We start from the raw sequence: 12,978 nt of genomic DNA on the forward strand, positions 1-12,978 counted from the left end.
GTCAACTGCAACCCGGAAACGGTTTCAACCGACTATGACACCTCGGATCGTCTGTATTTCGAACCGCTGACCGCCGAAGACGTGATCGAGCTTTGCCAGCTTGAACAAAGCAACGGCGAACTGCTGGGTGTGATTGTTCAGTATGGTGGCCAGACCCCGCTGAAACTTTCTGCGGCCCTTGAAAAGGCTGGCGTTCCGATCCTCGGCACCAGCCCGGACAGCATCGATCTTGCCGAAGACCGCGACCGGTTCCAGGCCCTGATCAACAAGCTTGGCCTGCGTCAGCCGGCCAACGGCATTGCGCGTTCCGTCGACGAAGCCGTCAAAATCGCCGAGGGCATCGGATACCCGATCGTCATCCGCCCAAGCTACGTTCTGGGTGGCCGCGCGATGGAAATCGTTCACACCACCGAAGACCTTCTGCGCTACATGCACGAAGCGGTTCAGGTTTCCGGCAAAAGCCCGGTTCTGATCGACAGCTTCCTTCAGGACGCGATCGAGATTGATGCTGACGCGGTATCTGATGGCGAGAACGTCTTTGTCGCCGGCATCATGCAGCATATCGAAGAAGCCGGTATCCATTCCGGGGATTCGGCCTGCTCCCTGCCGCCCTACTCGCTTGATGAAGCGATGATCGAACGCCTTAAGGAACAGACTGTTCAGCTGGCAAAGGCACTTGACGTTATTGGCCTGATGAACGTTCAGTTCGCGATCAAGGATGACATCATCTATCTGATCGAAGTGAACCCGCGTGCTTCGCGTACGGTGCCGTTCGTCGCCAAGGCAACCGGCAACCCGATTGCCAAGATCGGTGCACGCATCATGGCCGGCGAAAAGCTCGGCGACTTTGAAATTGATCACGGTCCGTTCAAGCATATCGCCGTCAAGGAAGCGGTCCTTCCGTTCAATCGCTTCCCGGGCGTTGATACCTTGCTTGGCCCGGAAATGCGTTCGACCGGTGAAGTCATGGGTCTGGACACCGATTTCGGTCGCGCCTTTGCCAAGGCACAGATGGCCGCAGGCCATACGCTTCCGCTTGAAGGCAAGATCTTCATCTCGGTCAAAAACTATGACAAACCTGCTGCTGTTCAACTGGCGCGCGACGCCATTGCGCTTGGCTTTGGCATCGTTGCGACCCATGGCACAGCAGAAGCTCTTGAAAAAGAAGGGCTAGACGTCACCCCGGTCAATAAGGTACAGGAAGGACGTCCCCATATCGTGGACATGATGAAGAACGGCGATATCAAGCTGGTGTTCAACACCACCGAAAGCAAGCAGGCCGTGGTCGACAGTTTCTCGATCCGCCGTACTGCGCTTACCGATGACATCCCGTACTACACCACTGTCGCCGGTGCCCGCGCTACCCTGCGCGCCATCGACAACCTGAAACGCGGCGCACTTGAAGTCCGTCCCGTTCAGGAATATCTTGGGGACAAGTACTAAGGTTCTTAATCTGAACCTGACGGAAGAATTCAGACCGCCCGGCGGGATGCCGGGCGGTTGATTTTGTAGTATCGACCGCTAATAAGAATAGGCTGTGAGCGCGATGGAAAAAGTACCAATGACCCCCCAGGGGCATCAGCGTCTCGAAGAAGAACTGAAGCATCGCAAGTCCGTCGAACGTCTTGAAATCATCAAGGCCATCGCGGATGCCCGCGAGCATGGCGATCTTTCGGAAAATGCCGAATACCATGCCGCACGCGAACGCCAAAGTTTCTGCGAAGGTCGTATTGCCGAGCTCGAAGACGTGCTCAGCCGCTCCGAAGTTATCGACATCAAATCCCTTGCGGGTGATGTCGTGAAATTCGGCGCCAAGGTTCAGCTCGTTGACGAAGACACCGACGAGGAAACCACCTATCAGGTGGTTGGCCCGATCGAAGCCGACATCAACGCTGGTCGTATCTCGACCACGTCGCCAATCGGCCGTGCGCTGATCGGAAAGTCGGTCGGTGACTCTGTGGAAGTCACCGTGCCCGGCGGCACCAAAAGCTATGAAATTCTCAAGGTCGATTTTTCCTGACCGGGAAACAACTGATGCGTATCAGGGCCCGGGCATTCCCGGGCCTTTTTCATTTCAGAATTTCATACGAGACACAGACAAAGAAAAAGCCGGGCAAATGCCCGGCTTTTTTCGCAGGTTGGGACGCGTATTGCGATTTATCCCGATTTCGCCAACTGATCGAGAACCTCTTCAACATTTTGGTTCAGGTCGGACGCTTCCGAACCTAGGTGATCCGCACTGCCCAAAAGCTCTGTTGCGGTTTCCCCGGTCTGATCGGAAATTTCAGAAAGCTGATGGATCAGGTCCGAAAGGTCGCGGGTTGCGTCAACCGTGACATTCAGGCTTTGCGCAATCTCGCGCGTTGCGCCTTGCTGTTGTTCCATCGTCGCTGAAATCGTGGTTGTGACTTCAACCAAATCGCCAATGGTTTCCGAAACCCCGTTTACGGCCGAAACGGAATCCCCCGTCGCCGCCTGAATTTCAGAAATCTGCTGGGCAATCTCGTCGGTCGCGCGTGCTGTCTGGTTGGCAAGGTTCTTGACCTCGTTGGCCACAACCGCAAAACCTTTGCCCGCTTCACCGGCACGCGCCGCCTCAATCGTGGCATTGAGTGCCAGCAGGTTGGTCTGGGACGCAATATCGGTAATCAGGTTGACGACTTCACCAATTTTCTCGGCCGCCTTGGACAACCATTCGATCCGCTCGCTTGCGGTTGACGAACGCGCAACCGCGTTATCGGTGATTTCACGGGCGCGCACGATCTGACGCGAAATCTCGTCGGCGGATGCGTTGATTTCTTCCACGGCTGAGGCCGCTGATTGAACATTCTGCGATGTTTCCTCGGACGCATGAACCGCACCGAGCGATGCTTCACGGCCCGTGCGTGCGCGATCATTAAGGCGCTGCGCACGCTTCTGCAATTGAACCGATTCCGCATCCACAGCACCGGCAGATTTCCCAATCATCCTGGTGATCTGATCTGCCAGTTCGCGCTTGAAGTTATCACGTTCAATGTTGCGCTGTTTACGAAGCTGTTCGTTCTGGGCCAACAAATCCTGTGCAGATTTGGCGGCCTCTTCGGCTTCGCTGCGCGCGATATCGGCATGCGCCAACGTCGAATAAAGGCTTTTACACGACCAGACCAGAACCCCGGCCTCAACAATTACCACCACCGCATGCAAAACCACACGGAAGAAATCGGCACCTTCCGGAAAGACCCAATAGGGCACAACAAAATTCAGGATCAGGTGGTGCAGCGCAATCACGCCGGTTGCAACAACAATCGTTTTCCAGCACACCAGCGCGCCAAGCACAGCAAGTGCTGCAAAGAAATACATATGAATGTCGATCTGCCATTCATGTCCGCGGAAGGCATAGACCAGTACCGCGACCTGCAAAATCATTGCAGAAGAAACAATAAAGCGCGAAATCTGGGCCTGCGGTCCGGCCGCACGGCAAACGACGAAGGCGACAGCCGCAAAAATCGCACTGGCGATCAAGGGCGAAACCGCATCATTGCTGGCGAAATATCCGGCGACTGCACTTAGCGGAATATGGATTGCTAGAATGACGAACAAGGCCTTGATCGCATTCGCGCGAATTTCGACTAACTTTTCCATAGGTTCAAACCCGATTATCAAAAGGCATTTTTGCTGGCGTCAGCATCAAAACAGACCGACGCAATCAAGGGAGAAAGGGTAAACAAAGCACCGAAATCGTCGGCTTCTGGCACCACACCATCGTCATGCACGACAACAGCCATATGCCCAAAACCGCCGAACCTCGTAACGCGACCGCCAGAAGCACCCACCCGTTCAAGGATCTCCGCCTCGGTCATGTCAAACGGGAACACCATCCCGACCCCCTGAAGCGCTTCAGAAGGGCGATAGGACAGAATCACAAGCAGCACCAAACCCGCAAAGGCAAACAGTCCGGTTGGCACAATCCCGCGCCAGCCATCTTCTTCCGAAGACAATCTTGGCGTCACTTCCGTATGTTTTTGAAATAATTCCAATTACTATCCTAAAATATAAAACTGATCTCGAATGGATAGGCACTCTTTATGTATGCACTATACCGGCAAGCAACAAGGACACTCGGCGAGATGTTTCTACGCCCTAGAGACAATGTTCTTTGAAATCGGCAGAAACGCCGGATATCTGGGATTATTTACGCAAATCATCTGATGCGGATCATGTTAACTGCCAAATAAATGGCGTCTTTGATCAGGCGCAATGGCACATAGCAATATGCATAGGTCAAATAGGATTGATTAGATTGCTCGCACGATAAAATGGCGCAAAACAAATAAACCGGCGCTTCTTGGCGCCGGTTTCTGCTGGGTTCGTCAGGAATGTCAGATGTCGTAAAAACTGACTAATCAGTCTTCGACCTCAATATCGATCGGCACTCCGGGCATGTTTTTCGCAGTGCGAATCGAAAGTGCCGACTTAACGTGATTGACGTTCTCGGCAACTGTCAGTTCGGTGGTCAGGAATTTCTGATATTCATCCCAGCTGTGCGAGACGATTTTCAGAAGAAAGTCCATTTCACCCGCCACCATGTGGCATTCGCGGACTTCCGGCCAAGCGGCCGCACGGGCTTCAAACGCACGCAGATCATGTTCTGCCTGGCTGGCAAGCCCGACCATTGCAAACACAGTCACGTTGTAGCCCAGCGCCTGAGCATCCACATCGGCATGATAGCCCTGAATGAAACCGGTTTCCTCGAGTGCGCGCACACGACGCAAACAGGGGGGCGCTGAAATACCTGCACGGCGTGCAAGTTCCACATTGGTCATGCGGCCATCTTCCTGCAGATCGCGCAAAATTCTGCGGTCGATCTTGTCGAGTTTGACCCGTTGCATTTATTCCTCGATTCTGTGCGCGAAACTTACCCCGATTGAAACAATATTACAGCGAGGCAAGTTGCTGGCAATAATATAATCCGCATCAGAATGCAATCTTGTGCTTGGATGCCGTAACTGAAAACGCTGAAAAATCTGCTTTTTGGCGCAAATTTCCGCCATCCTGCACGACCATTCCGATGCGCTTCGATGCCACAATGAAACTACCTGTTTCAAACGTAAAATTTCACCATTCAAAAAACGCGAAACAAGGTGCTCAAACTTTGCGTGAAGCGGTTGCGTCTTGCCCGGACTGCCCATATGTTCGATCTCTGTTTTTACTCATCTCGGACGTATACAAAGAACATGGCCCAGGAACATCAGACCAAAGTCCTCATCATTGGCTCCGGCCCTGCCGGGTACACCGCAGCGATCTATGCCGCGCGCGCGAACCTTGAACCTATGATGGTGATGGGTCTTCAGCCGGGTGGCCAGTTGACGATCACAACTGATGTCGAAAACTATCCGGGCTTCGCGGATGTCATTCAGGGTCCGTGGCTGATGGACCAGATGAAGGCACAGGCCGAGCATGTCGGCACCAAAATGGTGCATGACCTGATCACCGAAGTCGATTTCTCCAAACGTCCTTTCGTCTGCAAAGGCGACTCCGGCGACACCTATATCGCAGACACGGTAATCATCTCGACCGGGGCACAGGCACGCTGGCTTGGCCTTCCGGGCGAAGAGAAGTTCAACGGCCGTGGCGTTTCGGCCTGCGCGACTTGTGATGGTTTCTTCTATCGCAACAAGCCAGTCACGGTTGTCGGTGGTGGCAACACCGCGGTTGAAGAAGCCCTTTATCTTGCAGGTATCTGCTCCAAGGTCACCCTGATCCACCGCCGCGATGAACTGCGTGCGGAAAAAATGCTCCAGGACCGTTTGCTGAAGCATGAAAAGATCGAGGTTGTCTGGGACAGCGTGGTTGAAGACATTCTCGGCGGCGACGGTCCGATGGACGGTGTTGAAGGTGTGCGCGTTCGCAATGTCAAAACCGATGCGCTGCTTGATATCCCGGCGGACGGTTTCTTTGTTGCCATCGGCCATGATCCGGCAACGGCCGTGTTCAAAGGCCAGGTCAACATGGATGACGAGAACTATATCCTCGTCAAGCCGGGCAGCACGGTGACCAATATCGAAGGCGTCTTTGCCGCAGGCGACGTGACCGACAAAGTCTATCGTCAGGCGGTGACCGCCGCTGGCATGGGCTGCATGGCCGCCCTTGAAGCCGAAAAATTCATCGCCGAACACGAAGGCTGATTTCCGTGCATGGGCCCCTGTGGCCCGATACGCACGATGTAAACAGCAAAGGGGACGCTTATTGCGTCCCCTTTTTTAATGACTCCAACCTGCCGCGATCCCGCCAATTGCCTGACATTGGACCGAAAATTGCAACATCCCATGGTGTTTGCGGGAAAATGTCTTCTTGCAGAAAACGTCACAGGCCTCATATTGATTGAATAATCATGTACTTGGTCAAAGCCTGTGACGCACTTAATAGTGTGGAAACCAAATTGGCCATAAAAGAAGAGAACAATTATCAGGGGTCTGGCGCATCGACCGTGCGCTGGTGACATCTAGGAGCAGGTCTATGGACTGGGACAAGCTGCGTGTTTTTCACGCTGTTGCCGAAGCCGGGAGCTTCACCCACGCAGGGGAAAACCTTAATCTGAGCCAGTCGGCCGTCAGCCGACAGATCAGCGCACTCGAAGAAAGCGTGAAAGTCCCGCTTTTCCATCGCCATGCGCGTGGCCTGATCCTGACAGAACAGGGCGAGTTGCTGTATCGCACGGCACATGATGTTTTTGCCAAGCTTTCGATGGCAGAGGCCCGCATTCGCGAATCAAAGGAACGGCCGAGCGGTCCGCTCAAGGTCACGACAACCGTTGCCTTCGGTTCGACCTGGCTGACACCGCGCATCAACGAGTTCCTTGAACGGTATCCGGAAATCGAACTGTCGCTGGTGCTCAATGACGAGGAACTCGACCTTGCCATGCGCGAGGCCGATGTTGCCATCCGCATGCAACCACCCCGTCAGGCCGACCTGGTTCAGCGCCAGTTGATGACGCTGCGCTATCACGTGTTTGCATCGCCGGAATACATCAAGCAACACGGCATGCCCAAAACACCCGAAGAGCTCAAGGACCATCGCCTGATCATCTATGGCGCGGATGCCCGTCCGCCGGTTTCCAACGTCAACTGGATGATGGCAACCGCACAGCAGTTCAAACCGGACATGCGCCCGATCCTGAAGCTCAATAATATCTATGGCATTTTCCGCGCCACCGAGTCCGGCCTTGGTATTTCGGCACTGCCCGATTACTTGCTGCCAACCAACAGCAATCTGGTCCGCATTTTGCCGGAACTCGAAGGGCCAAGCTTCGATGCCTATTTCGTGTATCCGGAAGAACTGCGGCATTCCAAACGTATCGCGGTGTTCCGTGATTTCCTGATCGAGGAAATTTCAAAGGTCAAGGCAAAGGCCGCGGCAGCCGCCAGCGCAAGTGCCACGACCGAGAAATAGAATCCCGGACATCGTTTATCCGATTCTGCAACAGCCCGGCCCTGCCGGGCTGTTGGCGTTTATGGGGTGTTTTGCCAATATCGGGGCACATCAAATATCAGTCGCGCCATAATGTCTTAAAATTGCTGACATTTTATTGTCATGCGCCTGACGCATGGTTGACTTGTAGTCATTCTATTTTTGGTCCACCCAAGGATCACTTATATTCATATCATAAGTTGTGAGCATCCGCACAAAGCGAGCTTGCTCCGGCTTCCTGATCTTTGGACGATCCGTCCGCCGGAACGATATCCGGTCTGGAATCTTCAAGAGATTCCCTACGTCTCCCAGACGTAAGCCTCCCTGTTGATCTTGCCGGTAGCTCCCCCGCTACCGGCTTTTTTTTGTGCCCCTGCACAATGAATTATCCCCGCAAACAGTGATCTAGCCAGAAAACCGTCGGAACGAACTCGTAAAATCGTATAAATATCAAATACTTGACATCATTCTAAACGTCCCCATATATTTATGCAGAAAATGCATGGCTGAAAAAGCAATTTGGCAGTGGTCATTATCGTCAAAAACGCTATCTTCTCCCTCGAACCGCAGCGGAACACTCCGCACCGCGGTACAGAGTTTTCTCCCTGACCGATTATGTCGGTCTTTAGCCGGACGCCCTGTCCGGCTTACCCAGGGCCCTGCGAAGGGTCCTACGTCTCCCAGACGTGAAGCCTCCCTGATAAACTTGCCGGGCACATTTGTTGCCCGGCTTTTTTTTTGCTTTATCGCCTCCTCGCCTTCTGCCCATTGCGCCTGCTCGCACGCAGCTGTGATCAACCATCACCCGATCTCGACTTGGCAAGTGCCGTCCTTGGTTTCACTATGGGCAATCAATGTGTCCAATAAGGACACCCATCTGCATGATCGGGACATCGGCTCCATGAAAAGCACGCTGAGCGCCTTCCTGTTTGGCAAGAATGCCAACAGTCACCTGCCAGAGCGCGTCCAGAGCGCGATCGAAAAACAACAATATGAAAGCGAAAAGCTGATCGGCTGGGTTCAGCTGTTGTTGGTAACGATCTTTGCAAGCCTCTATGCCATCTCCCCCAAAACCGTGATGTCCGATGGCATCCATCCTGTGCCATGGGCATTGGGGCTGTATTACCTGTTTACCCTCAAACGCCTTGCCCTGACCTATCGCAACAAGCTATCGACCTGGTTCCTGACTGCCTCAGTCATCGCCGATATCGGGCTTCTGATGGTCCTGATCTGGAGCTTCCATATCCAGTACATGCAGCCGGCAAGCTTCTATCTCAAAGCACCGACCGTGCTCTATGTCTTCATCTTCATTGCCCTGCGCAGCCTGCGCTTTGATCCGCGCTATATCCTGATAGCTGGCGGGACAGCGGCGGCAGGCTGGATCATCCTGACCGGCTATGTCATCTGGTCGGAGGGCGGCAAAAGCATGATCACGCGTGATTATGTGACTTACCTGACCTCAAACTCGATCCTGATCGGGGCGGAAATTGACAAGATTATCGCAATTTTGCTGGTTACCGCTGTTCTGACCGTCGCCGTGATGCGGGCCAAAAGATCGTTTATCCGGGCTGTCACGGATGAAATAGCCGCGCGCGATCTGTCGCGCTTTGTGTCGCCCGAAATTGCCGATCGCATCACCCATGCCGAACAACAGATCCGGCCGGGCGACGGTGAAGCAGTCAACGCGACGGTAATGTTTACCGACATCGAAGGATTTTCATCAATCGCCGAAAAGCTCGCGCCAAAAGAACTGGCCACCATGCTCAATGAATATTTCACCGAAACCAACGCGGTGATTTCGCATTTCGGCGGGGTTATTACCCAGTTTGAAGGCGACGCGATGCTGATCACCTTTAACGCCGTGACCCCCGATACGGATCATGCACTCAACGCCGTGCGCACCGCCCTTGCCATTCAGGAACTCGCCAATCGGCGCATTTATTCTCATGGCGGGCAATTGAAAACCCGCTGCGGGATCAATTCCGGCGAAATTGTTCTGGGTGCGGTCGGCTCTGAAAGCCGCCTGACCTTTACGGTGCATGGTGACAACGTCAATATCGCATCCCGGCTTGAGGCACTGAACAAGGAGTTCGGCACCTATATCCTTGCAACAGAGGATACAGTCCGTGCGTGCGGCAACCACGACGATATTCCGGCATGGACGCCGCGCGGCGATGTCACGGTGCGGGGTCGGGAAAACCCGACAAAGATCTTCTCGCTCACACCAATCAAAATCACCGGTCACACGCCAGTGCAAGACACGGCCCGCCAAACGGCATCGCGCGCCTGAAAATCGTTACCGAACGGCACATCCCGGACAAATTAAAAGCCCGGGGAGCTGTAAGCTCGCCCGGGCTTTGGGGACAGATGGTCTTGGGGAGACCTGTCAGATGCGCTGCCTTGCCCGTGGGGTGCATGACGCCTTGGGGGATAAGGGCGTCCGTTCCGGGCCTCGATGCGCCGTGAGGGAGGGGCACGGCATCGAAGTTTTCGCATCCGACAGTTAGGAATATGCCTTTGAAATGCGGCTCAAAATACGGTGTCTGATGACCATTTGGGGGCAAATTGGGGCAATTGCGGCGGCGCTGATATGGGGTGATCTTGCTGCCCCGCCATCCGGACAAAAAAGTGGGGCGGGATAAAACCCGCCCCAATCTATTCGGGGTCATTCATGGTCTTGGGGAGACCAAGTCAGCCGGGGTATTTCAGGTGGGGGAACAACCTGAAACCATTTGGGCCAGTATCGTGAGGGGGGACAGAGACTGCTGACCACGTCCTCGACTGACAGTTGTGAATATGCCCGGAAATCAAGGCGGGAAAACAGGTCACATTGGGCCATTTCAGGGCGAATTGTGTTCCAATAAAGGCATATGAAACTCAACCCATTGATTTCATTGAGTCCAGCAAATGCTACCTCACACCAAAATATCTGATATTCTTTTTTTGACTAGGATTTTCGCGACACACCAACGACCGGTTTTAGCCACACTGAAGGCTCACTGAAATATCCCTACTTTCTGTAATAGAATTGCCCTATCGCAAACAGTTAAACAATCAATTGGTGTAATTAAGAGTTATCACCCATACTCTCTTCAAGACAAAGAGAGCACATTAGCCCGCTTGGTTTGAAAGCGGCGAAAGGAGATAGATATGCAGATCGATATTGGCATCAATGAATCCAACCGTACCGCTATCGCCGACGGCCTTGGCCGCGTTCTGGCCGACAGCTATGCGCTATATCTAAAAACGCACAATTTCCACTGGAACGTCACCGGCCCGATGTTCCAGACCCTGCACACCATGTTCGAAGAGCAGTACACCGAACTGGCGACCGCGATTGACGAAGTTGCGGAACGCATCCGTTCGCTGGGCGCCTATGCCCCGGCCAGCTTCTCGGCCTACGGCGAACTGACAGCGATCAAGGAAGAAAAGGGCGTGCCTGCCGCCAAGGACATGATTGCGCAACTGGTCGAAGGCCATGAAACCGTGATCAAGACCGCGCGTTCGCTCTATCCGATTTGCGATAGCTCGGATGACGACGCCACTGCAGACCTTCTGACCGCCCGCATTCAGGTTCATGAAAAAACCGCCTGGATGCTGCGTTCCCTGCTTGAAGGCTAAGCACCGACTTTTCGCGTCCCCAACGCAAAACGGCCCGGAACATTCCGGGCCGTTTTTTATATATGTGCGTCACAAGAACACCACACCCTTGCGACGCACGATGCCTGTGACCGGGAAAGGAGCAACCCGATCAGCGGGCTGAAAGCTACTTACTGGCTGTGTTTGGCAATCGCCGCGCGTGCGGCGGCCACGATGGCGGCACCATCGACGCCCTTGTCATTCATTTCCGCGATCCAGCGATCAATCACTTCATCGGCCTTTGCGGCGAACTTTGCGGTTTCATCGGCTGAAAGCGTCACCAACTCGCCCGATTTGGCGAAGATCTCCTCACCACGGGGTTCAATTGCGTCCCATGCCTCGCCAATTTCACGGGCGATATTCTGGCCAGAGTTATCATCGATAACCTTCTTCAGATCATCTGGCAGGGCTTCATAGCGATCCTTGTTCATCGCAAACATGAAGACCAGCGTGCCAAAACGGACACCCTGATCCCCCTCGATGGCATACTGGGTCATATCCGGGATCTTGAACGGAATGGCAACCTCATGCGGGATCAACGCACCATCCACGACACCAAGCGACAAGGCCTGCGGCAAATCTGGCACCGGCATACTGACCGGCTGTGCGCCCCAGCTTTCGAGCATCCAGGCGCCGGTGCGCGACGGTGCCCGCAGTTTCATGCCTTCGACATCAGCAAGGCTTTCGATCTTTTTCTCGGTGGTGAAGATCGCCTGCCCGGTATGGACATGGATCAGCAAAGGCTTGATATCGTCAAAGTCCTGCGACAGGTGCTCTTCATAGATATCCTGAATGGCCATGTTGGTGATGGCCGCACTGCCGGTATGAACAAACGGCAACTCGAACACTTCACTGCGCGGATAGACACCCGGCGTATAACCAAGTGCACTCCACCCCAGATCAACCGCACCATCGCGAATATGGCTGTAAAGCTCGGTTGGCTTGCCGCCCAGCGCCATCGCCGGATAAATCTCGATCTTGATGCGACCGTCAGATTGTTCCTCGATCCGCTGGGCCCATGGCTCAAGGAATTTGGCCTGTGCCGTTGCCTTGGGCCCCAGCACATGTTCCAAAACGAAGGTAAATTCCGGTTCGGCCTGCGCAGAAAGCGCGCTTGCCAAACAGCCAGCAGCAACTGCTGCCGATACAAACAGGCGTTTTAACATTTTCAACCTCAGACGTTTTCCCTGAAAATGCGCTCAGCACCCCCGCCCGCTTGGCACGGTTTTGGCGCGGTGTTTCACAGCACTGAGCGTCTCTCTCTTTTGGTAGCGTTCTTTGACCGGTTCGGATCCGGCTTTGTCTTTTTATGCGTTGGTTATTCCGCAGCAGCAGCAAGTGCCCGATCAATCAGACGCCGTGCACGCACACCGCCCGCATCAATATTGAAGTTCAAAAGCTTGCGTTCCGGATGACGCAGCATGTTGGCCTGCTGACCTTCGACAACTTCAAGATCCTCATAGAACACCTTGGCCTGCGCATCTTTGATGTTCTGGGTCAGGCCGTTATCATCGATGTCAAAGTTGCGCACCATGCCCCAGTAATAGCGACACGTGGTTTCTGTTTCCGGCGTCATGCAGTTCACGACAATGCCGGTCACACCCTTGGATCGATCACCTTGCTGCGCACCGGTCCCGGCAAGCGCAACGCCGACATCGATCATCACATTGGATGGCAGGGTAAAGGTACAGATCTGCCAGCGGTCACAGACTTCCTTGGATTTCAGGTTATTGGCCCAGAACGGCGGCGGCACAATGTTTTCCATCCAGCGTTCAACCGTGACACTTTCGTCATCGGATCGTGTCTGCGGCAGGCTTTCGGTGATTTCAAGCTGACCAATGCTGGATGGATGCACATAGGTTTCGTGGCTCAGATCCATCAGGTTATCGACCA

General features: G+C 54.1%; 10 protein-coding genes and 1 pseudogene. 6 read left to right on the forward strand and 5 right to left on the reverse strand.

Features of this window, described 5'->3' with window-relative positions; translation table 11 throughout:
- The coding region (gene carB / locus B2T33_RS08470; RefSeq protein ID WP_286791676.1) for a carbamoyl-phosphate synthase large subunit at window positions 1–1,443 on the forward strand (1,443 nt) is incomplete at its 5' end.
- A gap of 103 nt (window positions 1,444–1,546) precedes the next feature.
- Entirely contained in the window at window positions 1,547–2,020 is a 474-nt protein-coding gene (gene greA, locus B2T33_RS08475) for a transcription elongation factor GreA (protein ID WP_008889520.1), read from the forward strand.
- Between the two features lie 137 nt (window positions 2,021–2,157).
- Here the strand turns inward: greA and B2T33_RS08480 are convergent, their stop codons facing one another.
- The 3 genes from B2T33_RS08480 to B2T33_RS08490 form a co-directional block, all read right to left on the reverse strand.
- Entirely contained in the window at window positions 2,158–3,621 is a 1,464-nt protein-coding gene (locus B2T33_RS08480; RefSeq protein ID WP_286791677.1) for a methyl-accepting chemotaxis protein, read from the reverse strand.
- A gap of 17 nt (window positions 3,622–3,638) precedes the next feature.
- Window positions 3,639–4,016 carry a hypothetical protein gene (locus tag B2T33_RS08485; RefSeq protein ID WP_286791678.1) on the reverse strand — a complete coding sequence of 126 codons (378 nt, stop codon included), beginning with the start codon at window positions 4,014–4,016 and terminating at the stop codon, window positions 3,639–3,641.
- A gap of 366 nt (window positions 4,017–4,382) precedes the next feature.
- Window positions 4,383–4,868, reverse strand: coding sequence for an Lrp/AsnC family transcriptional regulator (locus B2T33_RS08490; RefSeq protein ID WP_008889517.1), 486 nt, complete (start codon window positions 4,866–4,868; stop codon window positions 4,383–4,385).
- A 345-nt stretch (window positions 4,869–5,213) separates the two neighbouring features.
- Between B2T33_RS08490 and trxB the strand changes: the two genes are divergently transcribed.
- From trxB to B2T33_RS08510, 4 genes are all read left to right on the forward strand, one after another.
- Window positions 5,214–6,164: a thioredoxin-disulfide reductase gene (trxB, locus tag B2T33_RS08495; RefSeq protein WP_286791679.1), complete on the forward strand. Its 951-nt coding sequence runs from the start codon at window positions 5,214–5,216 to the stop codon at window positions 6,162–6,164.
- A gap of 331 nt (window positions 6,165–6,495) precedes the next feature.
- Window positions 6,496–7,428, forward strand: coding sequence for a LysR family transcriptional regulator (locus tag B2T33_RS08500; RefSeq protein WP_063088740.1), 933 nt, complete (start codon window positions 6,496–6,498; stop codon window positions 7,426–7,428).
- Window positions 7,429–8,302: 874 nt separating this feature from the next.
- Window positions 8,303–9,736: an adenylate/guanylate cyclase domain-containing protein gene (locus B2T33_RS08505; RefSeq protein ID WP_286791680.1), complete on the forward strand. Its 1,434-nt coding sequence runs from the start codon at window positions 8,303–8,305 to the stop codon at window positions 9,734–9,736.
- A gap of 860 nt (window positions 9,737–10,596) precedes the next feature.
- A complete protein-coding gene (locus B2T33_RS08510) occupies window positions 10,597–11,067 on the forward strand; it encodes a Dps family protein (RefSeq protein ID WP_008889506.1) in 471 nt (156 codons plus the stop codon).
- 149 nt (window positions 11,068–11,216) lie between these two features.
- Here B2T33_RS08510 and B2T33_RS08515 read toward each other — a convergent pair whose 3' ends face one another.
- Together B2T33_RS08515 and B2T33_RS08520 are read right to left on the reverse strand one after the other, a co-directional pair.
- Window positions 11,217–12,251: a TRAP transporter substrate-binding protein gene (locus B2T33_RS08515; protein ID WP_063088737.1), complete on the reverse strand. Its 1,035-nt coding sequence runs from the start codon at window positions 12,249–12,251 to the stop codon at window positions 11,217–11,219.
- A gap of 152 nt (window positions 12,252–12,403) precedes the next feature.
- Window positions 12,404–12,978: pseudogene (locus B2T33_RS08520) on the reverse strand (aromatic ring-hydroxylating dioxygenase subunit alpha); the annotation flags it as partial.

It is taken from the genome of Thalassospira sp. UBA4513 (assembly GCF_002388495.1).
Classification (GTDB): Bacteria; Pseudomonadota; Alphaproteobacteria; order Rhodospirillales; family Thalassospiraceae; genus Thalassospira; species Thalassospira tepidiphila.

What these genes read in the sequence shown, in the direction of transcription:
- greA (WP_008889520.1), top strand. Translation starts at nt 1,547, where the DNA reads ATGGAAAAAGTACCAATGACCCCCCAGGGGCATCAGCGTCTCGAAGAA.
- B2T33_RS08480 (WP_286791677.1), bottom strand. Translation starts at nt 3,621, where the DNA reads ATGGAAAAGTTAGTCGAAATTCGCGCGAATGCGATCAAGGCCTTGTTC.
- B2T33_RS08490 (WP_008889517.1), bottom strand. Translation starts at nt 4,868, where the DNA reads ATGCAACGGGTCAAACTCGACAAGATCGACCGCAGAATTTTGCGCGAT.
- trxB (WP_286791679.1), top strand. Translation starts at nt 5,214, where the DNA reads ATGGCCCAGGAACATCAGACCAAAGTCCTCATCATTGGCTCCGGCCCT.
- B2T33_RS08500 (WP_063088740.1), top strand. Translation starts at nt 6,496, where the DNA reads ATGGACTGGGACAAGCTGCGTGTTTTTCACGCTGTTGCCGAAGCCGGG.
- B2T33_RS08510 (WP_008889506.1), top strand. Translation starts at nt 10,597, where the DNA reads ATGCAGATCGATATTGGCATCAATGAATCCAACCGTACCGCTATCGCC.
- B2T33_RS08515 (WP_063088737.1), bottom strand. Translation starts at nt 12,251, where the DNA reads ATGTTAAAACGCCTGTTTGTATCGGCAGCAGTTGCTGCTGGCTGTTTG.